Source organism: Streptomyces dysideae (assembly GCF_001514305.1).
GTDB classification, from domain to species: domain Bacteria; phylum Actinomycetota; class Actinomycetes; order Streptomycetales; family Streptomycetaceae; genus Streptomyces; species Streptomyces dysideae.
This window is the reverse complement of sequence record NZ_KQ949105.1, coordinates 25,468-45,889: the sequence shown is the minus strand read 5'-3', so window position 1 is coordinate 45,889 and position 20,422 is coordinate 25,468. Positions and strand designations below refer to the sequence as shown.

The following is a 20,422-nucleotide window of genomic DNA, read 5'->3' as shown; positions in this document are numbered from 1 at the left end:
CCCGCTGCCGGAGCGGAGCCGCTCCCCACCCCCCTCCCACGGAAAGGACACGGAGACACCCTCATGGCGACCATCGCCGACGTGGCCAGACACGCGGGCGTCTCGTCCAGCACGGTCAGCTACGTGCTGAACGGCAAGCGCCCGATCTCCGAGGAGACCCGGCGTCGTGTCCGGCGTTCCGTGGCCGCGCTCGGCTACCACCCCAACGCGGGCGCCCGCGCGCTGGCCGGCCGCCGCTCGCACATCATCGCCCTGGTGGTGCCGCTGCGCACCGACGTGTACGTCCCGGTGATGATGGAGATCGCCGTCTCCGTGACCACGGCCGCCCGCAGGCACGGCTACGACGTCCTGCTGGTCACCAACGACGAGGGGCCGGCGGGGGTACGCCGGGTCGCGACCAGCGGGCTGGCGGACGGCGTGATCCTCATGGACGTGGAACTGGGCGACAAACGCGTGCCCGCGCTGCGGGCCGCGGGCACGCAGGCCGTACTCATCGGCCTGCCCGACGACCCACTCGGGCTGTCCTGCGTCGACCACGACTTCGCCGCGGCCGGAGCCCTGAGCGCGGACGACCTGGCCGACCTCGGTCACCGGGACGTCGCCTTCATCGGATACGAACCGGGCGTCTATGCACGGCATGCCGGATACGCCGAGCGCACACTGGCGGGCTTCCGCGAGCGGGCGCAACTGCGTGGCCTGCGCTTCCTGCACCGTCCCTGCGAGGGCACCTACGAGGGCACCGCCGGGACACTCGCCCGGATCCTGGCCGACCGGCCGGAGACCACCGGGTTCGTGGTGCAGAACGAGAGAGCGATCGGCCCGCTGCTCAGCCTGCTGCGCAGCGGCGGACGTCCGGTTCCCGAAGCCGCCTCGGTCGTCGCCCTGTGCCCGGACCGGCTCGCCGAACAGCACTCACCCGCCCTCACCTCCGTCTCCGGCTCGGCGCAGGAACTCGGCCGCGTGGCGGTCGAGCAGATGATGAGCCGGCTTGCCGCCGCCCAACGGCAGGAGCAGCCGGTGGACGAACGCGTTTTACTGCCACCTGTTTTGACAGAGCGTCAGAGCAGTGGGCCGGCAGGTGCAACACCCTCTAACGCCAAGGACCCGTCATGACCTCGCGCAGCCTGACCGACCGCCTGGGCGGACTCGCCTTCGGCGGGGACTACAACCCCGAGCAGTGGGACGAGCCGGTGTGGAAGGAGGACGACGAGCTGATGCGCCGGGCCAGGGTCAATCTGGCCACCGTCGGCGTCTTCTCCTGGGCCCTGCTGGAGCCGGAGGAAGGCCGCTACGACTTCGCCTGGCTCGACGCCCACCTGGACCGCCTGCACGCGAACGGGGTAGCCGTCGACCTCGCCACCCCCACCGCCTCCCCGCCGCCCTGGTTCACCTTGGCCCACCCCGACGCGCTGACGGTCCACCCCGACGGCACCCGCCTCGTCCACGGCAGCCGCGACACGTACTGCCTCACCGCACCCGCCTACCGCAGCACGGCCCGCCGGATCGCCTCCGCGCTCGCTGAGCGATACGGCGACCATCCCGCCCTCGCGCTGTGGCACGTGCACAACGAGTACGCCACCTTGTGCTACTGCGACCACACCGCCGCCGCCTTCCGGGTGTGGCTGCGCGCCCGGCACGGTTCGCTGGACGTCCTCAACGAGGCCTGGGGGACGGCCTTCTGGAGCCAGCGTTACACCTCCTGGGAGCAGGTGCTGCCGCCGCGTGCGACGAACTGGCACAAGAACCCCGGCCAGGAGCTGGACTTCCGACGCTTCTGGTCCGACGTGGTGATCGCCGCCTACCGCGAGCAGCGTGACGCGATCCGCGCGCACAGCGACCGGCCGGTGACGACCAACCTGATGCTGCCCGCCTACCAGAACATCGACCTGCGCGCCTTCGCCCGGGAGTTGGACCTGGTCACCTCCGACCAGTACCCGAGCGACCCCGGCCTGGGCGCCGCCGCCGACGTCGCCTTCCACGCGGACCGCGCCCGTTCCCTGGGCGGCGGCCGTCCCTGGCTGCTGATGGAGCAGGGCACCAACACCGTCTACGACGGCGACCGGATCCTCGCCAAGGACCCCGGGGACATCCTGCGCCACACCCTCGGCCACATCGCCCGCGGTTCGGAGGGCGCCCTCTTCTTCCAGTGGCGGCAGTCCCGGGCCGGCGCCGAGACCTGGCACTCGGCGATGGTTTCGCACGCGGGGCCCGACAGCCGGATCTTCCGCGAGGTCACGCAGGTCGGGGAGGCGGTCGCCCGGCTCGGCGAGTTGGCGGGGTCGACGGTCACCGCACCGGTGGCGGTCCTGCACGATTCGGACGCCTGGTGGGCACTCGGCGTGGACGGCCTGCCCTCGCCGGAGCTCGACTATCACGCGGCACTCGGCCGAGCGCACCGCACGCTGTGGGAGGCCGGCGTGACGGTCGACTTCGCTCATCCCGAGGACGAGTTGAGCCGCTACCCGCTCGTCATCGCTCCGGGTCTGTTCCTCCTGACCGACGAAGGCGCCGAGAATCTGCGCCGCTACGCCGCCGGCGGCGGGACGCTGCTCGTCCAGCACGCGAGCGGCTACGTCGATGAGCGCCTCCACGCCCGTCTCGGCGGCTACCCGGCCGCTCCCCTGCGCGAGGCGCTGGGCATCCGTGTCGAGGAGTACCGGCCGCTGCGGCGGGACGAGCGCATCGCCCTGTCGGACGGGTCGCACGGCACTGTCTGGAGCGAGGCTCTGCGCGCCGAGGGCGCCGAGACGCTCGCCGCCTACACCCAGGGAATGCTCACCGGCGCCCCGGCGCTGACCCGTCACCGCTTCGGGACCGGGCAGGGCTGGTACCTCTCCACCCGCCTCGACGACCCCGACTACGCCGCCCTGGTCGCGCGGCTGCTCGACGCGGCGCAGGTGGGCCCCGAGATGCCGGGCCTGCCCGCGCAGGTCGAGGCCGTCACCCGGCACGCCCCGGACGGACGCCGCTGGCGCTTCCTGATCAACCACAGCACCGAACAGGTGCCCCTGCCCGAGCCCGCCCACGACCTGCTCACCGGCGGCACGGTGTCCGAACTGCCGCCCGGCGGCTGCGCGGTGCTCCGCATGGCCTGAACTCCGGCCGGGCCGTTCCGCAGCCGGGCAGGACCCGCCGCCCCGCCCCCCACCCAGAAGGGGCGATCACGACCAGCGCGCCGTCGGCCCTCCCACCGGGCCACCGAACCTCACGTCGACGCTGCCCACGCCTGCGTACGCCGTGCTCCCTCGCCTCGGCGCCGGGCGCGCCCTGACCGACCGCCGCCGCACCGCGACGACCGCACCATCGAAAGGACTTGACCGAGTGTCAGACAAGCAGCAGACGGACGCCACCTTCCCCAACCCCGTCATTGCCGGCTTCCACCCCGACCCCAGCGTCTGCCGCGTGGGCGACGACTACTACGTCGTCTGCTCCAGCTTCGAGTACTTCCCCGGCATCCCTGTCTTCCACAGCCGCGACCTGGTGCACTGGACGCAGATCGGCAACGCCCTGGACCGGCCGAGCCAGCTTCAGCTGCCCCCGGACATGGCGTCGTCGCGCGGCATCTACGCCCCCACCCTGCGCCACCACGACGGCCGGTTCTGGCTGGTCGTCACCAATGTGCGCGAAGGCGGCGGCAATATGCTCTTCACCGCCAGCGACCCGGCCGGGCCCTGGTCCGACCCGGTCCGGCTGCCGGGGGTCCACGGCATCGACCCAGATCTTGCCTGGGACGAGGACGGTACCTGCTGGTGCACGGTCGCCGGGGTGTGGCAGGTCCGCCTCGACCCCCACACCGGCGAGACCTCCGGAACGCCGCACAAGCTCTGGTCCGGCGGTCCCGATGCCAAGGCCCCGGAGGCCCCGCACCTGTACCGCATCGGTGAGTACTGGTACCTGCTCATCGCCGAGGGAGGCACCGAACGCGGCCACGGCGTCTCCATCGCCCGCGCCCGCACGCCGGACGGCCCGTTCGAACCGTGCCCGGACAACCCGATCCTGACCCACCGTGGAACCGACCGCCCCATCCAGAACACCGGTCACGCGGATCTGGTCCAGGGGCCCGACGGCTCGTGGTGGATGATGTTCCTGGCCGTCCGACCGCACGGTGGCACGCCGGGCTGGCATGTGCTGGGCCGCGAGACCTTCCTGGCGCCCGTCGAGTGGGTGGACGGCTGGCCCGTCATCGGCGAGGTGTCGCCCGACATGCCCGCACCCTCCTGGCCGCTGGTCCCCGGCCCCGCCGAGGCCGGCCGGGACGACTTCGACCTCAGCGAACTGCCGCCGCAGTGGATCTCCGTGCGCGACCGGCCGGCGGAGTACTGCACCACCAAGGAACGGTCCGGCTGGCTGACCCTGCGCGCCCGCGGCGAGTCCCTGGACGAGCCGGACGTCGTGTTCATCGGCCGCCGCCAGCAGCACCTGGAGTGCCGGGTACGCACGCTGATCGATCCGGCGGAAGGGCGCGGCGGCCTCGCCGTCCGCCTGGACGAGGAGCACCACTACGAGATCGAGGTGTCCGCAGGAGAAGTGCGGGTGGTAGGCCGCGCCGGCTCCCTGCGCACCGTCGTGGGGTCCCGGTCCGTGCCCGTCGGCCCCGTGACCCTCGGCGTCCGGATCGCTCTCACCCCACCGCAGGACGCCCGCACGGGGCCCGACACCCTCACCCTCGGCGTCGAGGAGCCGGACGGCACGTTCACCGTGCTCGGCACGCTCGACGGCCGCTATCTGTCGACCGAGGTGGCCGGCGGCTTCACCGGCCGCGTCATCGGCATGTACGCCGCCGAAGGGACCGTCCACTTCGACTGGTTCGACTACGAGCCGCTCACCCCCTGAACCAGCGCCACGGGCCAAGGCACCACGTCACCGCCCGGAGACGACCGGCCACCCCCTCGACCACCTACCCCCCACGGGCGGAACCCACCGCTCACCCAACAGAGAAGGGTCAGAGATGAAGGGAACGCACCACCCCACAGGCCACCGCACACGCGGTCCCGGCCGTGTGCTCGGTCTCCTCCTGGCGCTGGTCGCCGCGATCGGGCTGACCAGCACCACCGCGTTCGCCGTACCGAGCCACCAGGACAGGTCCCTGATACGGCTTCAGCTGCCCAAGCTCGCGGCCACCCCGATGGACACGGTGGCTGCGATGCAGCCCAGCTGGAACCTGGGCAACACCCTGGACGCCATCCCCGACGAGACCTCCTGGGGCAACCCGCCGGTCACCGAGGCCCTGTTCGACACCATCAAGGCCCAGGGCTTCCGCAGCGTCCGCATCCCCGTGACGTGGACCGACCACCAGTCCTCCACCGCCCCCTACACGATCGACGCGGCGTGGATGAACCGCGTCAAGCAGGTAGTCGACTGGGCGCTGGCAGACGGTCTCTACGTCGTGCTCAACGTCCACCACGACTCGTGGCAGTGGATCGCCACCATGCCCACCGACCACGACAACGTCCTGGCCCGCTTCAAGGCCACCTGGACGCAGATCGCGGCCACGTTCAGGGACTCCCCGAAGACGCTGCTCTTCGAGAGCAACAACGAGCCGCAGTTCAACAACACCACCGAGGCCCAGGGGCACCAGTACAACAACGAACTGAACACCGCGTTCCACACCTTGGTGCGCAAGTCAGGCGGCAACAACGCGACCCGTCTGCTCGTGCTGCCCACCCTGCACACCAATGCCGTCCAGGACTTCCTCGACATCCTGGTCAGCGAGATGAAGTCGCTGAACGACCCCAACCTCGTGGCCACCGTGCACTACTACGGCTGGTACCCCTTCAGCGTGAACGTCGCCGGCGGCACGCGGTTCGACGCCACCGCGCAGAAGGAGATGAGCGACACCTTCACCCGGATCCGCAACACCCTCACCTCCAAGGGCATCCCCGTCTACGTGGGCGAGTACGGACTGCTGAAGTACCCCGACCACACCCACCCGCCCCGCGTCGAACAGGGCGAGGCGCTGAAGTACTTCGAGCAATTCGGCCACGAAGCCCGCACGGCCGGAGTGACCACGGCCCTGTGGGACGCCTACAACTTCCTCAACCGCACCACGTTCCAGTGGCGCGACCCCGCAGTCATCGACCAGATCAAGTCGAGCTGGACCACCCGCTCGGGAACCGCCTCCTCGGACCGCGTCTTCCTCGCCAAGTCCGGCGCGATCACGGCCAAGACCCTCACTCTGAACCCCAACGGTTCTAAGTTCCTAGGGCTCTGGCAGGGCGAAAGGAAGCTCGTTCAGGGCCGGGACTACACCGTCTCCGGCAACCAGCTCACGCTCACGGCCTCCGCGCTGACCCGGCTGGCCGACGACCGCGCCTACGGGGTCAACGCGACGATCCAGGCACGGTTCTCCCGGGGCATCCCCTGGCAGATCTACGTGACCACGTACGACCGGCCGGTACTCTCCGACGCGACCGGCAGCAGCACCAGCGGTGTCACCATCCCCACCCAGTTCCGCGGCGACCTGCTGGCGACCATGGAGGCCACATACGCCGACGGCAGCAACGCCGGCCCGACGAACTGGAGTTCCTTCCAGGAGTTCAACGAAGCCTTCTCCCCCGACTACCCAGGCAACGCACTGCTTCTCACCCCGAAGTTCGTCAACTCACTGCGTGACAACGCCCAGGTGACGCTCACCTTCCATTTCTGGAGCGGAGCCACCGTCACGTATCAGGTGACGAAGTCCGGAAGCTCGGTGACCGGCACCGTCGGCTGACCTCCCTCGCCCCGGGTGCCGCACCCGGCGCCCGGGGTGTCCTCCCGTTCCGTTCAGCTCTTCGGCGGGGCCGTGCTCTCCCGGACGGTGAGCGTGGTCGCGATCTCCAGTCCGAACTGGGGCACGTCCTCGCCGCGGCCCAGGGCCAGGGCCAGCTCGGTGGCGGCCACCGCCATCTCGGCCAGGGGCTGGTGGACCGTGGTCAGGGGCGGGTCCACCCAGGCCACGGCCGGTACGTCGTCGAAGCCCACCACGCTCAGGTCTCCCGGGATGCTCAGCCCGAACTCGCGCGCGGCCTGGTAGACGCCGAGCGCCTGCATGTCGTTGGTGGTGAAGACAGCTGTGGGGCGGTCGGGCCGGGAGAGCAGGTCGCGGGCGGCCGTGCAGCCGTGCTCGCGGGTGAGGAGGGTCTTGACCACCAGGTCCGGATCCACTTGCAGGCCGGCTTCCGTGAGGGCTGAGGTGTAGCCGGCCAGACGCGCGTGACAGAAAGGATGGTCAGGCCCCCCGATCATGGCGATGCGCCGGTGTCCCAGGTCGAGCAGGTGCCGGGTGGCGGCCTGGCCGCCCCTCCAGTTGGTGGCACCGACGAACGGAACATCGTCGGGAAGCTCTTCGTTCGGATCGAAGACCACGAACGGAACGCCCATCGCCTTCAGCTGGTCCCGCTCCTCCTCCGACAGCTGCGCCACCGACAGGACGCACTGCGGGCGCCGCCCCGCCGTGTCGTTCATGGACCTGGACGGCGTGTCCTTGAGACCGAACTCCGACACCAGGACGTTGACCTTGTTCCTGCGTGCCACCCGTTCGACGCCGCGGATGATCTCCACGGCCCACATGTTCTCCAGCTCGCGAAACACCAGCTCGACGAGATTGCTGCGGTTCTTGGGCGGCTTGCGGTAGCCGTACCGGTGGATCAGCTCCTCGACGCGGGCCCGGGTCTCGTCCGACACGCCGGACCGGCCGTTGAGCACCTTCGACACCGTGGGCACCGAGACACCGGCGGACTCGGCGATGTACGCGATGGTGACCACCGACGTCCCCCCACCGCGAGCGCTCTGCTCTTCCGTCTCTTCCGACGATGGTGTTGCTGACTGGTCGTCCGGCACGGCTGTCTGTCCCCATCCCCTCACCCAATGAAGCGGTCATTCTGGCACCCCGCACTGTCGGGGTCGCCAGGCTTCACCGCCTGCCCACGCTAACGAAAGTGTACCCCCCGACTTTCGCACCTTGGAGAAGCATCGACGGGGCGCGCAAGTACCCCCTTTGAACAGCCAATAAGTGGATCTTCCCCCCTCGCAAGACGCATTCAACCGTACGGTTCAAGAGCGATACTTTCGCACCACTGAGGAGTCGCGTGTCCCTGCGCTATTTCGAGGAACTCTCACCCGGCCACGGCAAGGAAGCTCCACGTGCCGCGCCGGCCTCCGATGCCCCGAGGCTCGATCTCAACGGCGACTGGGCCTTCCGGTTCTCCGAGGCCGGCCTCGACGAGACGGACGGCTTCGAGCTTCCCGGCTTCCACGACCAAGGCTGGGACCGACTGCCTGTCCCTTCCCACTGGCAGCTGCACGGCTACGGCAAGCCGGCGTACCTGAACATTGCGTATCCCATCCCGCTCGACCCCCCGTACGTCCCGGACGAGAACCCGACCGGCGACTACCGCCGCGTCTTCGACCTGCCCGAGTCCTGGGCGGGCACGCCCGCCGTGGTGCGCTTCGAGGGAGTCGAGTCCTGCGCGCGGGTCTGGCTCAACGGCGTGGAACTCGGCGTCACCCGGGGCAGCCGCCTGGCCGCCGAGTTCGACGTGACCCACGCGTTGCGGCCCGGCTCCAACGTCCTGGCCGTCCGGGTGCACCAGTTCTCCTCGGGCACGTATCTGGAGGACCAGGACACCTGGCGGCTCGCCGGGATCTTCCGGGACGTGACCCTGCTGGCCCGCCCGGCTAGCGGCATCCGCGACGTGTTCGTGCACGCCGGCTACGACGTCGCGAGCGGGGGCGGCCGGCTGCGGATCGACGTGGACACGGACGCGGAGGCGACGGTCGCCATCCCCGGCCTGGGGGTGTCCGGCACTCCCGCCACGGAGGAATTCACCTTCGACGAGATACGGCCGTGGAGCGCGGAGGACCCCCATCTCTACGACGCCGTGATCTGCACGCCCGGCGAGGAGGTCCGTCTGCGCATCGGCTTCCGTACGGTCGCCGTCACCGACACCGGCGTTCTGACCGTCAACGGCTCTCGCGTGGTGCTCCGCGGCGTCAACCGCCACGAGTTCCACCCCGACCGCGGGCGCGCCATCACCCTTGAGGACATGCGGCACGACGTGGAGTCGATGAAGCGGCACAACATCAACGCCGTACGCACCGCGCACTACCCGCCCCACCCGGCCTTCCTGGACCTGTGCGACGAGTACGGCCTGTGGGTCATGCTCGAATGCGACCTCGAGACCCACGGGTTCGAGTGCACACAGCCGGAACCCCGGCTCGGCAACCCCTCCGACGCCCCTCAGTGGCACGAGGCGTGTCTGGACCGCGCCCAGCGGACAGTGGAACGCGACAAGAACCACCCCGGCGTCATCTCCTGGTCGCTGGGCAACGAGGCAGGCGACGGCCGCAACCTCGAAGCGATGGCCGCCTGGATACACGAACGTGATCCGTCCCGGCCGATCCACTACGAGGGCGATCGCCTGGCCCGTTACGTCGACCTCTACGGCGAGATGTACCGCACGCCGGCCGTCGTGCGCCGTATAGGTCAGGGCCTGCTGCGGCCGGGCGAGACGTTCTACCCGGCCACCGGCGGCGAGGGCGATCCGGCGGACGAGCGGCGCAACCGCATGCCGTTCGTCTACACCGAGTTCGCCCACGCGATGGGCAACGGCCCCGGCGCACTGGACGAGTACATGCGGCTGTGCGAGCAGTATCCGCGCGTCCAGGGCGGATTCGTGTGGGAGTGGAAGGACCAGGGCCTGCGCTCCACCGACGCCCAGGGCCGGGAGTTCTTCGCCTACGGCGGCGACTTCGGGGAGGACCTGCACGACGGCAACTTCATCTGCGACGGGCTGGTGCTCCCCGACGGAACACCCTCACCTGGTCTGCTCGAGTACCAGAAGGTCATCGAACCCGTCGCCATCGGCCCCGGCAGCACACCCGGACACCTCCTCGTGCACAACCGCCACGATCTCGTCGACCTGGCACACCTGCGGTTCACCTGGTCGCTCACCCGGGACGGAGTACAACTCGGCGACGGTACCCTCCCGACGCCGGACCTCGGCCCGGGGGAACGTACCGAGATCCCGCTGCCGCTGCTTCGGACGGGCACGGACGACGTCAGTGAGGGCGAGAGCTGGCTGACCGTGCGGGCAGAGCTGGCGAAACCCACCGCATGGGCTCCCGAGGGACATGTGGTGGCCTGGGGCCAGATCCCCCTGCCGTCGGACGGCGAGCCCGCTCGCGCCACACTCGATGCCAGTCTCCTGGCAGCCGACGCCACCGGCGCGCGGATCGCCCTCGGCCCGGCCCGTTTCGACCGCAACACCGGACGTCTGCTGGGTCTCGGGGACCACGAGTTCGACGGTCCCCGGCTGGACCTGTGGCGGGCACCCACCGACAACGACCTCGCCTGGTCCCAGCGCGACGCCGCGTACTGGAAGGCACGCGGCCTGGACCGGCTGCGCCATCGGACCGTGTCCGTACAGCCCGACGAAGAGGGCCTGACCGTCGTGGTGCGCAGCGCAGCCGCCGCGACCGATTGCGGCTACCTCACCACCTACCGATGGGAGACCGACGAGCACCGCCTGCGGGTACACGTCCACACCGAGCCGGTCGGCCACTGGCCGCAGCGGGAGGACGTCTTCGGCGAGCCGATGGTGGACGCGGACCTGCCACCCGAGGAGTACGCGGAACTCCTCCGCCGGGACAAGGCGCCCTCACTCGCCCGTATCGGCCTGCACTGGGAGCTGCCCGGAGAATGGTCCCGGGTCAGCTGGTTCGGCGCGGGCCCCGGAGAGTCCTACCCGGACTCGCGGCAGGCGGCCCGCGTCGGCCTCTTCCGGGCAAGTGTCGAGGAGCTGCAGACGCCGTACGTACGACCGCAGGACAACGGCAACCGGTCCGACGTGCGCTGGGCCGAGGTGGTGGACGACGAGGGCGCGGGGCTGCGCATCGAGGGGGCCGAGCTGTTCAACCTGGCCGCCCGCCGGTGGAGCGACCGGCACCTGGCCGAGGCGCGGCACGGGACCGACCTGAGCGCCGGACCGGCCATCCACCTGCACACCGACCATGTCGTGCAGGGCGTGGGTTCCGGCGCCGTCGGGCCGGGCGTCCTGCCCCGGTACCGGCTCGAAGTCCGGCCCGCCGACTTCACGCTTGTCCTCACCGCTCTGCCCGCGAGGCAGCTTCCCACCTCGTGAAGCGCGGCCGGCTCCGGGCGTTCAGGGACGTCCGGAGCCGGCCTGTGCCGCCGCTCGGGTCAGCCGCCGGTGTCGGCCCGTGCGACCGCTTCGGCAAGGACCGCGACGACCTCGTCGGCATGGACGGGTACGGGAAATGCTCGGAGGGAACCCGAGCGCTGTGGGCGCGGAGCGCTGCCCACGGTTCCTGGACCGCTGCCGGCCGTTCCTGAACCGCGGTAGCAGGCAGGAGCCGTCCGGGAGCCCGCCCGGCTGGCGGTGTTCGATGCGGACCGCGTCGAGGACGCCCCGATGTCTCTGTAGCCGCCGGGGAGTCGCTCTCTTACGTGCCGGGTGTGGCGGTGAACATCCGGGAGCCGGGTGGGGCGATCTGCCGGAAGTCGCGGCCGGTGGCACGGCCTTGCGGGGATCGCAGTGCGGCCTGTATGGACGTGGGGTCGGTGAAGTGGAGTTCGGTGATGCGATGGAGCGTGTGTTCACCGCCGTCGGCGGCGTCGGTGACGCGCGCCGAGTTCCATCGCTGGAGGCCGGGCAGCGCCTCCACGAGTGGGATGTGGACGTTGCCGTAGTGGGCTTCGAAGGCGTTGATGTCGTCGGGTTTCGTGTAGAGGATCACGAGTTTCACTGTCATGCGCTCTGCTCCTTGGTGGGGTCGGCCTTCGGCAGGTCGGCGAGCGCGTCGCGTCCGAGCACGGCGGATGCGGCGACGGCTCCGCCTACGACGGCGCCGCTGACGCCGGCCGCGGCGACGTCCTGGCCGGAGAGGAACAGCCCGGGGATGGAGGTGCGGGCACCGAGGCCCCGCTGGGCGAAGCGTTCGGGGGTGTGGGCCAGCGACATGAAATCGCCGTGCGTGCGGCCGAGGAAGTGGTTGAAGCTGAGCGGCGTGGCCAGCTCCATGTGCTCGATCGCGCCTTCCGCCTTGGGATGGAACCTCAGGACCTGGTCGAGGAGTTCCTGGCTCAGGCGTTGCTTGAGCTCTTCGTACTTCGGTCCGCGCCGCATCCGTTCCGTGCCGGTGAACGGCTCGAAGAGGGACCAGGTCGTCACCCCTGCGATGTCGATCGTGCTCCGGCCCGGGTGGCGGTCCTGCCACCGCGGGTCCTTGGCGGAGGCAGCGGTCAGGAAGTAGGCCGGCATCGGCCGGTGCTCCGGGTCGGCTTCGTAGGCGGCGAACTGGGCGTCGACGCTGACTCCCTGGTGTGCCCAGATGTTGCTCGCCTGCAGTCCGAGTTCGTCGGCCGTCCCCCTGAGTCCGATATTGAGGACGACCCAGGTGAGCGAGGGTCCGATCTTCTCGCAGGCGTCCACGAGGCGCTCATCGCGCGCGGCGCCCTCGGGGAGCAGGCGGGTGAGGGTGTTGAGGGCGCCGGCATTGCTGATCACCACTGGTGCGCGGAAGATGCGGCCGTCGGTCATCGTCACCCCGCAGGCACGCTCATGCTCATCGAGCAGCACGGACGCGACTTCCGAGGCGATGAGGACCTCTCCTCCCGCGGTGCGGATCACGTCGCTGACCGTCTCGGCGATCCGTCCGGACCCGCCGATGGGGAAATTGGCGCCGTCGATATAGTGGCGGATGAGCATGGCGTGCATGGCGAACGAGGCACGGTCGGGCGTCAGTGAGTCGTCACCGAAGTGACCGCACAGGACGGTTTTGAGTTCCTCGTTGGCGGTGAAGTCCGCCAGGACTTCGGTGACCGTGCGGTCGGAGAAGGCGCGAAACGGCGCGCACAACGCCTCATAGTGCTCCTCGGCCTCGGGCCCGGGCAGGCTGTGCTGGGCGAAGAAGGGCTTGGCCGCCCGGTTGGCCGCGAAGACAAGTTCCACGTAGCGGCTGATCGCCTCGGCCTCGTCGGGGAAATATTCGATCATGCGCTGCTTGAACCGGTCGGCGCCCGCGGGGTACTCGTACTCGCGCTCGCCGATGATGATCCGGTTGTACACCTCGGGCATGGGCGCCCACTCCAGCCGGCCGCCGGTGATGTGGTCGAAAATCCTGCGCAGGCCGCTGTTGGGACGGTGTACCTCACCCAAGGTAGAGGTCGACGCGGTTGCCGCACAGGCGGCAGCAGCCGCTCTGGCCACAGCGCAGCAGTCGGCTGGGACTGGTGTCGGCCACCTGCAGCGGGCGGCGGGTGTGTCGGGTGCGGGGGCTGCCGTCCCAGTGGCAGTCGGTCAAGGCGGAGTCATCCGGGCTCGGAAGCTGCACTGGCAGGTGTTCACGGGCCATCACACGGATGGCTTCGAACCGCCTTTTGGGGACGTCACCTCACCCAGCAGTTCGGCAGCTCGCCGGTGGATGGCCAACTCGGCCTCCAGCTCGGCGATACGCTTGCGGGCCGCAGCCAGTTCGAACAGGTCGCTGCTGTTCGTGCCGGGCAACTGTCCGGTGTCGATGAGGTGTTGGCGCCGCCAGACGTAGATCGTCTGGTCGCTGATGCCGAGGAGCTGGGCTACCTCGGCGACCTTCTGGCGCCGTGCGGGTGCGCGGTCCTGATGTCGTGTACCGCGCCGGACGGGCTGCCGCCGGCCAGTCCCGCGACGGGCGACCGTGGGCCTGACGAACCTGGCCGCGCCATGACGTGGCGCGGCCAGGAGATCGGCAGTGAGCTGCTGCCAGCCGGAACGGCGCCGCGCGGCAGCGCCCCACAGATCCACTCAGCGACGGGCCATCGCTTCCTGGGTTGTGTAGCCACCCATCGTGAAGCGAAGGCTGGTGACGTAGGCCACCGGGGCGTCGTCGAGCCGTCGGCTGTCGTGCAGCGGCAGCATCCGGTAGATCTGCCCCTTGCCGGGCGAGCCCGCGGGCGGGATCTGCCGCACGTCATCGATGGTGAGGATGATGGGTTCCTTGTTGACCAGCTTCATGCCCAGCTTCGGCATGTCGAAGATGGCGCCCACGGCCATGCGGCAGGCCTTGGCTGCCGGCCCTTCCCCCGCGTAGGGGTCGAACGGCGTGCGGATCTGGCCGGCCGAGAGGCACTCGGGGTTGAGGGTGACGGTGATCCGGCCGAGTTCCTCGCACTCGCCGACCATCTTCATCTCGATGAGATTCGTGTAGACCTCGGCCGTGGCCCACTCCTCGGACGTGGGTTCCGATCGGACGACGCGGACGTATCCGTCGAAGTCGACGGTGTATTCGCCCACCCCCGGAACGGCGAAGGTATCCACCGAGCTGATGCCGAGATTGTCGATTCCCGGGACTGGAGGTGTCCAGGGAGACACTGATGTGCCCTGATAGAGGTTGGGCACGCCTTCTGTGGTGACCGGGCGGCCGTAGACGGTCGTGGGCCCGGGGGACGAAGCAGCCATCTCGTAACCTTTCGTCTGGGTGTGCGGGGAGGCATGTCCCCTTTACGGAAGCTGCTGACCGGTCCAGTCGCAGCATGTGAGTCCGGGCTGGTCGGGGATGCCGTCCTGGTCGGAGTCGATCTCGCCGTCCGCGGTCGAGTACACGTGGCGGGAGTTGAGGTCGATCACGCCGTCGCCGTCCCAGTCGTTCAGCTTGCCCTTGAAGGTGCCGAGGATGAAGGCGTTGGTCATGGGGCCGACCTCGGGGTCGTGCAGGGTCGACAGGACGCCGTTTCCGGGGACGAGGATCTCCTCGATCGGCCGGCCCGCGACACGCGAGAGATTGACGTGGCCCCAGCCCTGGAAGCGACCCCGCACGTAGCGGATGGCCGACTCGCCGTGTACCTGGAACTTGGGTTCGAGGTGCCAGGTGCCGTAGCGGGCGAAGCCGATGTTGGCCTCGCGGACACCCTCCGACGGGTCGTCGGCGCGGCCGGACTTGAAGAACGGCCGGGGAACGAGCGACTCGAAGAAGAAGTTGCCCCGGTCGCGGCGGCTGCGGTCCGTGAAGCCGCGGAACAGGTAGTTGTCCACGTGCGGCGTACCGTCGGCGTGCAGGCCCTCGATGGTCTTGGCGATGACGAGTTGACGCTCTCGCGTGGCCACGTTCGGGCACGCGTGCGCCTGGCCGTAGATGCGTGCGAGTCCCTGCGGCGCCAGGGAGATCTTGCCCCAGTGCTGGTTCGAGGGGTCCAGTCGGACGTACAGATCGCAGTGGATCAGCAGGAAGATGGTCTCGTCGAACGTCCGGCCCGGGGTGTAGTGCCCCTCGCGGTCATCGAAGGCCGGGTCTCCCGTCTGCAGTTCGCTGATGAACAGCTTCGACCACTCGGCGATCTCGGGGTCCGGGTCGTTGAGGAACTGCCGGAGCGTCGTGATGGCCTCGGGGCCGCCGAGTTTCTCGATGGCCCACAGGGCGTCCCATCGCACCTGTCGATCAGTGTCCTGCCGGATGGCCTGGGCGAGGAACTCGATGGCGTCCTCGTGGTCGCGGTCCGCGTACTCGAACAGGGCCTGCTCGCGCATGGCGGGGTCCGGGTGCTCAAGCGCTGCCGTGCGCAGGTCCTCGTTGCTGCGGTTGTCCAGTCGGATCGCCACCCGGTCCAGGGCGTAGCCGAAGTCGCTCGCCCAGGCGGCCGGGTCGCCGGCGACGAACCTCGGGTCCACGTTGCTGAGGGTGGTGCGATAGGCGAAGTTCAGTGCCTCGCGCTGCTCGGTGGCGAGGTCCTCCAGCAGCACCGCGTCGTCCCAGCCGTTCGTCCGGCCCTCCGCCAGATCCGCCGGCGACTTCCGGCACAAGTCGATAGCCATACCAGTCCTTCCCTACCACGTAGTCGGCTGGTCGTTACCCATAACTTAAGTGACAGGGGCCTTAGTTCACTTCTCAGAGATTGGCACGCCTGCCGGAATCAGCGCTTTGAGGCGGTCGGCTCCGTGGTGCAGCGGGAAGTCGGGGTCGGCGGCGGGGGTGAGCAGGACGGCGGCGGCGTGCTGGGGGCCCCGGGGCCACGCCAGCAGCCGGCGCAGGGCGGCCATGCCGGAGCGCAGCGGCACCGGGGGCATGCCCTGACGCGCTGCGCCCGCTATCACGCCCATTCGGTGCGCCTGCCCGGCGCCGCTCCACAGCGACCACTCGGCCACGACGACGGCGCACTCGGGAAGCTGTGTTGCGGCGGCCAGCGTCTGTCGACGCAGGATCTCGTTGGCGAGCGCGTATCCGCCCATCATGCGGTGTGTCCGGTGTGCGGTGATCGAGCCGAAGCTCACCAGGACGCGCAGGGATTCCCGCCGGACCCCGGAGAGGATATGGCTCAGTCCTGCGGCCTTCGGGGCGCGCAGCGCGGCTAGGCCGTCGGCCGTGGACGTACTGACGGAGCCGCCCGCGACTAGCCCGGAACAGTGGATGAGGATGGCGGGTCGGCATCCGGAGAGTACGCGCGTCACGTCGGCACGCCGGGTGACGTCGGTGGTCAGGACTCGCAGGCGAGGAACGTGGGCTCGAAGACGTCGGAGGATCTCGCCGTCGCCGTAGGGCAGTTCGCCGTCCGTGCGCACGTCCAGCAGGGTGATGTCCGTGACGCCGGCGGCGGCAAGTGTGGCGGCGGCGCGCAGGCCCAGGCCGCCGAGGCCGCCCGTGACCAGTGCTGGTCCCCGCGGCACCGCACCAGTCGGCAGCGTCGTGGGTTGCCATTGGTGGAAGCGGGCCAGACCGTCCGCTCCGAGCTGCAGCTCGCGGCGTCTGCCCGGGGGATCGGGCCACGCGAAGGCGGGGTCTAGGACCGCGTGGGCGACACGGCGCACGGCCGGTGCCCGGGCGGCCCCGGTGAGTTCCACGGCGGCGATCGGAGGGCCGGGCTCTTCCAGGGTCGCGGCGCGCAGCAGGCTCGCCCCGCCGGCTCCCTGGTGCAGGAGGAGGAGCGGCCAACTGCGCGACCTGCGCAGGGCGAGGCCGTCCAGGAGCGCTTGGTCTGCACGGTGGTCGTGGACCTTGCCCAGGACAACGGCGACGGCTGGGGCGGCGGGCGCGGGTGCCGCGTCGCGCAGTGCCGCCGCCATGCGCAGGTGCTCTCCGAGGAGTGTCCATGAGCGGGGCTCCGCGGGCCCCAGGTGCACCGGCGTTCCCTGCACGTGCAGATGAGCCGCGATGTCGTCCATGGCTGCGTCTCCCGTTGGGGCGGATCGTGACGGAGTGCCGCGTCAGTAGCGGTTGAGGGCGACCAGGAGTGTGGGGATCGCCTCGCCTTGGAAGTCGACGTCCACGTCGAAGTCGTTGATCATTCCTTCCAGGACCAGCAGTGACATCAGCGGGAAGACGAATTCAGGGGCCGCCGCGACACCGTGCCTGCGTTGTATGTCGAACAGGCGGGTCGCGAAGGGTGCCAGTCGGAACTGGCCGGCGGTCCTGCCGTAGGTCTCCTTCACGAGTGCCGTTATCTCCGCGCGGAAGCCGTCCGTGTCGCAGTCGGGCGGTATGTGTTCCGCGCTTTCGAGCACCGTCTCGGCGGCTTCGGTGGCCCGGCCGAGGGAGAGGTGCATGAAGAAGCGGGCGAACAGCAGCCGTACCTTGGGTTCGAGGGGGACGACGAAGCCGGCGTCGAGGAGGACGACGAGCCCGTCCGCGGCCAGGTACAGGTTGCCCGGATGCATGTCGCAGTGGACGAGTCCGTCGATGAAAAGCATCCGGTACACCGACTGCAGGACGTTTCTGACGATCTGTCGGCGATCCTCGTTGGTGAAGTCGCCGGGTGCGAACCGGTCGAGAGGCTCGATGTACTCCATCACCAGTGCGCCCGGGCCCGATGTGCCGGGTATCGGGGCGGGAATGCGAAGGAACCGGAATTCGGCGAGGTTCGCCCGGAGCGCGGCCAGCGCCTCCCCCTCCTGCGCGAGGTCGAGCTGGCGCAGGAGTGCGCTGCCGAGTTGGCGCACGATACGGCGGGCGGGAACCTTGCTCAGCGGTGGTAGACGTTCGAGCCAGCGGGCCCCGGATTCGAGGAGGGCGAAGTCGGCCTCCATGGCGTGCCGCAGGCCGGGGCGCCGGAGCTTGACCGCCACCGGCGTGCCGTCCACCAGGGTCGCACGGTACACACAAGCGATGCTGCCGCCTGCGATCGCCGACCTGTCGAATGTGGAGAACGGCCAGTTCTCAGGGTCGGGGTAGGCGTCTGCCAGCGCCTGGTCGAGCTCGGCAGCGCTCATCGCCGGGACCCGGTCATGGAGGCACGCCAGGGCGGAGCAGATGGCTGGGGGCAGTAAGTCGCTCCGTGTGCTCAGCAGTTGGGCGCCCTTGATGTAGGTGGGACCGAGGTCGCTCAGTAATCGCGGCCATCGGCCGGGAAGGGCCCTGCGTCCGCTTCGTGCGGTAAGCCGGTCGGCCGCTCCGGCGACGAGATGGCGGGATGCCACCGCGGCCAGGGACGCGATGCGACGGCATCTGTCCGGCAGACCGACGTGTGCGGTGAAAGGCAGTCCGGTCAGTGGGGGGAGGGCGGACAGAGGTGGTACGGCCATCACACCTCCTGGGTGTGCCGACGTCGGCTGCGCGTCCCGGCGGCACTGGACACCCACGGGGCGTGCGTCCGTCGGAGTGGAGTGTTGACATACAGAGAATACTTAATAATCATATAGCGTTATTGATCGGTTGTCAGGTGTCCCGGTCGGTCTGGAGCCTCCCGGAGGTCGGTGTGACCCGCTTCAACGACGTCCAGGCAGACATCGACGTCGCGGTCCCCCTCGAGCGGGTGTGGGAAGCGATCACGGACCCGGAACAGGTCTCGCGCTGGTTCGGCGACCTCCATGAGCCGCTGCGCCCAGGGCGCCCGAACCGCCTCGACTTCGGGGACGGCGACTTCTTCACGCTCGACGCGCCGGAATTGCACCGGCCGCACATGCTCAGATTCTCGTGGCGCTTCCTCGGCGTGGAAGCGCCCTCCCTCGTCACCTGGACACTGCGTGAGCAAGACGGCATCACCACGGTGGACGTGCACCAGCACGGCCACGACCTGCCGCCGACCGAAGTCGCGGAACTCCAGGAGGGATGGCGGGACTTCCTGGACCGGCTGGCGGGCTACCTGCGCCACGGACGGCCCACCCGCTACGCGTTCCGCGATCGCATCGACGGCTCGGTGCGGCTGCCCGGCAGCCGATTCCAGCCGCTGCACGAACCGGACCTGTACCGGTGGATGCCGATCGCCACCGACGGCTTCACCCCCCGCTGGTTCTTCATCGTGGACAGCGAGGGGCCGCGCCGGTTCGGCATCGCCCGCTGGGAGGTCGTACCCGGGCGCCGTGCCACATGCGAGATCGCCGTCCCCCCGTCCGGAGCCCCGACCCGCTGCGTCGCGGAACTGGAGACGGACGCCACCGGCGCGCGGCTGCGGATTCATCATGACGGCTGGAGCGGGCTCGGCATCCCGGCCCGGCAGGCGCTGATCCTGCGCCGACGTTTCACCGCCACCTGGCTCGCGTCGCTGGACACCGTCCTCGCCCTGTCGGCCGCCGTACCCGTCTCGAAGGACACACCATGACGACTCATCCGCACGCGCTCCCCGGCCGTGCGGCCTGTGGCGACTGCCGGACCGGCCAGGAGTGCGGCACACACTGTCCGTCGCCCTCGGATGCAGCGCGTCTGGCTGCGGTGGAACGTGCCATCGCGCGGATGACGCGTAATCTCGCCGATCCGCAGTACCTCTCCGACCATGCGGAGGCCGGGCTGTTCAGCCCGTTCCACTTCCACCGCGTCTTCCGCTCGGTCACCTCCGTGACGCCTGCCAGGTTCCTTGCCGCCCTACGGATGGCTGCCGCCCAGAGACTGATCATCCGGGACTCTCCTCGCATCATCGATGTGTGCACCGCTGTCGGGTATTTGAGCCTGGGGACCTTCACGACCCAGTTCACCCGGCTCGTCGGCGTCTCTCCCCGGCGCTACCTCACTCTGGTCGAGCAGCACGGACAGCAGCGGATCGGTGCGCTGGCCGACTGTACGGCCCCGCCCGTGGCCCCGACGTCCACCGGGGGTGTCCTGTCCGGTGAGGTGCTGCCAGCCCCGGGCGAGCTGGCAGCCGAAGGGCTGCTGTGCACGGGCATGTTCGCGCACGGCGTTCCGCAGGAGGTGCCGGTGAGCTGCACGTGGAGGGCGCGGCCGGGCCTCGTCGAACTGCCGCTGCCCTCGCTTCCGCGCGGGAGCAAGGTGCAGCAGATCCTGTCGGTCTGGTTCCCCGCGCGGCTGCGCGTCGTGGATGCCCTGCTGGATTCGGTCGGCACCAACCGCCGCGTGGGCGCGACGGTGGTATCGCTCGGCTCCCCCCACAGCACCTTCCGTGTGTGTCTGCGGCGGACCGCTCCCAGCGATCCGCCGCTGGTCTACGCCCTGCCCCTGCTGATCGCCGAGGCAAGCGCGGACCGGCTGGCGTCCAGAACCGAGGGCCGGTGACCGTGCGGAAGAG

General features: G+C 69.8%; 16 protein-coding genes. 7 read left to right on the top strand and 9 right to left on the bottom strand.

What is annotated here, in order from left to right; translation table 11 throughout:
• Positions 1 to 63: 63 nt before the first annotated feature.
• From AQJ91_RS35800 to AQJ91_RS35785, 4 genes are all read left to right on the top strand, one after another.
• Positions 64 to 1,113: a LacI family DNA-binding transcriptional regulator gene (locus AQJ91_RS35800; protein ID WP_067029977.1), complete on the top strand. Its 1,050-nt coding sequence runs from the start codon at positions 64 to 66 to the stop codon at positions 1,111 to 1,113.
• Positions 1,110 to 3,095 (top strand): beta-galactosidase, encoded by a 1,986-nt coding sequence (locus tag AQJ91_RS35795; protein WP_067029975.1) that lies wholly within the window; start codon positions 1,110 to 1,112, stop codon positions 3,093 to 3,095. The genes AQJ91_RS35800 and AQJ91_RS35795 overlap by 4 nt, the downstream gene beginning before the upstream one ends.
• A gap of 226 nt (positions 3,096 to 3,321) precedes the next feature.
• Positions 3,322 to 4,833, top strand: a complete 1,512-nt coding sequence (locus tag AQJ91_RS35790) for a glycoside hydrolase family 43 protein (RefSeq protein ID WP_067029972.1) — start codon at positions 3,322 to 3,324, stop codon at positions 4,831 to 4,833.
• Positions 4,834 to 4,948: 115 nt separating this feature from the next.
• On the top strand, positions 4,949 to 6,712 hold the full coding sequence (locus AQJ91_RS35785) for a cellulase family glycosylhydrolase (RefSeq protein WP_067029968.1): 1,764 nt from the start codon (positions 4,949 to 4,951) through the stop codon (positions 6,710 to 6,712).
• 53 nt (positions 6,713 to 6,765) lie between these two features.
• On the opposite strand, the gene AQJ91_RS35780 is transcribed toward AQJ91_RS35785, so the two are convergent.
• Complete coding sequence (locus tag AQJ91_RS35780; RefSeq protein ID WP_234383237.1) at positions 6,766 to 7,746, bottom strand: LacI family DNA-binding transcriptional regulator; 981 nt, start codon at positions 7,744 to 7,746, stop codon at positions 6,766 to 6,768.
• Positions 7,747 to 8,069: 323 nt separating this feature from the next.
• On the opposite strand from AQJ91_RS35780, the gene AQJ91_RS35775 reads away from it, so the two are divergent.
• A complete protein-coding gene (locus tag AQJ91_RS35775; RefSeq protein ID WP_067029961.1) occupies positions 8,070 to 11,123 on the top strand; it encodes a glycoside hydrolase family 2 TIM barrel-domain containing protein in 3,054 nt (1,017 codons plus the stop codon).
• A 322-nt stretch (positions 11,124 to 11,445) separates the two neighbouring features.
• Here the strand turns inward: AQJ91_RS35775 and AQJ91_RS35770 are convergent, their stop codons facing one another.
• From AQJ91_RS35770 to AQJ91_RS35740, 8 genes are all read right to left on the bottom strand, one after another.
• A complete protein-coding gene (locus AQJ91_RS35770; protein WP_067029959.1) occupies positions 11,446 to 11,754 on the bottom strand; it encodes an EthD family reductase in 309 nt (102 codons plus the stop codon).
• The gene (locus AQJ91_RS35765; protein ID WP_067029957.1) at positions 11,751 to 13,160 is read right to left on the bottom strand and encodes a phytoene desaturase family protein; all 1,410 of its coding nucleotides are present in this window, start codon (positions 13,158 to 13,160) and stop codon (positions 11,751 to 11,753) included. The genes AQJ91_RS35770 and AQJ91_RS35765 overlap by 4 nt, the downstream gene beginning before the upstream one ends.
• Positions 13,153 to 13,356: a DUF6083 domain-containing protein gene (locus AQJ91_RS56415; protein ID WP_234383236.1), complete on the bottom strand. Its 204-nt coding sequence runs from the start codon at positions 13,354 to 13,356 to the stop codon at positions 13,153 to 13,155. The genes AQJ91_RS35765 and AQJ91_RS56415 overlap by 8 nt, the downstream gene beginning before the upstream one ends.
• Complete coding sequence (locus tag AQJ91_RS52740) at positions 13,356 to 13,784, bottom strand: transposase (protein ID WP_234383235.1); 429 nt, start codon at positions 13,782 to 13,784, stop codon at positions 13,356 to 13,358. The genes AQJ91_RS56415 and AQJ91_RS52740 overlap by 1 nt, the downstream gene beginning before the upstream one ends.
• Entirely contained in the window at positions 13,785 to 14,438 is a 654-nt protein-coding gene (locus tag AQJ91_RS35755) for a DUF6073 family protein (RefSeq protein ID WP_067029955.1), read from the bottom strand.
• 42 nt (positions 14,439 to 14,480) lie between these two features.
• Entirely contained in the window at positions 14,481 to 15,788 is a 1,308-nt protein-coding gene (locus tag AQJ91_RS35750) for a HEAT repeat domain-containing protein (protein WP_079085469.1), read from the bottom strand.
• Between the two features lie 66 nt (positions 15,789 to 15,854).
• Positions 15,855 to 17,132 (bottom strand): KR domain-containing protein, encoded by a 1,278-nt coding sequence (locus AQJ91_RS35745; RefSeq protein ID WP_067029953.1) that lies wholly within the window; start codon positions 17,130 to 17,132, stop codon positions 15,855 to 15,857.
• 42 nt (positions 17,133 to 17,174) lie between these two features.
• Positions 17,175 to 18,488, bottom strand: coding sequence for an ABC1 kinase family protein (locus AQJ91_RS35740; RefSeq protein WP_067029951.1), 1,314 nt, complete (start codon positions 18,486 to 18,488; stop codon positions 17,175 to 17,177).
• A 173-nt stretch (positions 18,489 to 18,661) separates the two neighbouring features.
• Between AQJ91_RS35740 and AQJ91_RS35735 the strand changes: the two genes are divergently transcribed.
• Both AQJ91_RS35735 and AQJ91_RS35730 read left to right on the top strand, forming a co-directional pair.
• Complete coding sequence (locus AQJ91_RS35735; RefSeq protein ID WP_159054718.1) at positions 18,662 to 19,504, top strand: SRPBCC family protein; 843 nt, start codon at positions 18,662 to 18,664, stop codon at positions 19,502 to 19,504.
• A 131-nt stretch (positions 19,505 to 19,635) separates the two neighbouring features.
• Positions 19,636 to 20,409 (top strand): helix-turn-helix domain-containing protein, encoded by a 774-nt coding sequence (locus AQJ91_RS35730; protein ID WP_067029946.1) that lies wholly within the window; start codon positions 19,636 to 19,638, stop codon positions 20,407 to 20,409.
• Positions 20,410 to 20,422 lie beyond the last annotated feature (13 nt).

What these genes read in the sequence shown, in the direction of transcription:
- AQJ91_RS35750 (WP_079085469.1), bottom strand. Translation starts at nt 15,788, where the DNA reads ATGGCTATCGACTTGTGCCGGAAGTCGCCGGCGGATCTGGCGGAGGGC.
- AQJ91_RS35800 (WP_067029977.1), top strand. Translation starts at nt 64, where the DNA reads ATGGCGACCATCGCCGACGTGGCCAGACACGCGGGCGTCTCGTCCAGC.
- AQJ91_RS35795 (WP_067029975.1), top strand. Translation starts at nt 1,110, where the DNA reads ATGACCTCGCGCAGCCTGACCGACCGCCTGGGCGGACTCGCCTTCGGC.
- AQJ91_RS35755 (WP_067029955.1), bottom strand. Translation starts at nt 14,438, where the DNA reads ATGGCTGCTTCGTCCCCCGGGCCCACGACCGTCTACGGCCGCCCGGTC.
- AQJ91_RS35770 (WP_067029959.1), bottom strand. Translation starts at nt 11,754, where the DNA reads ATGACAGTGAAACTCGTGATCCTCTACACGAAACCCGACGACATCAAC.
- AQJ91_RS56415 (WP_234383236.1), bottom strand. Translation starts at nt 13,356, where the DNA reads ATGGCCCGTGAACACCTGCCAGTGCAGCTTCCGAGCCCGGATGACTCC.
- AQJ91_RS35785 (WP_067029968.1), top strand. Translation starts at nt 4,949, where the DNA reads ATGAAGGGAACGCACCACCCCACAGGCCACCGCACACGCGGTCCCGGC.
- AQJ91_RS35745 (WP_067029953.1), bottom strand. Translation starts at nt 17,132, where the DNA reads ATGGACGACATCGCGGCTCATCTGCACGTGCAGGGAACGCCGGTGCAC.
- AQJ91_RS35740 (WP_067029951.1), bottom strand. Translation starts at nt 18,488, where the DNA reads ATGGCCGTACCACCTCTGTCCGCCCTCCCCCCACTGACCGGACTGCCT.
- AQJ91_RS35730 (WP_067029946.1), top strand. Translation starts at nt 19,636, where the DNA reads ATGACGCGTAATCTCGCCGATCCGCAGTACCTCTCCGACCATGCGGAG.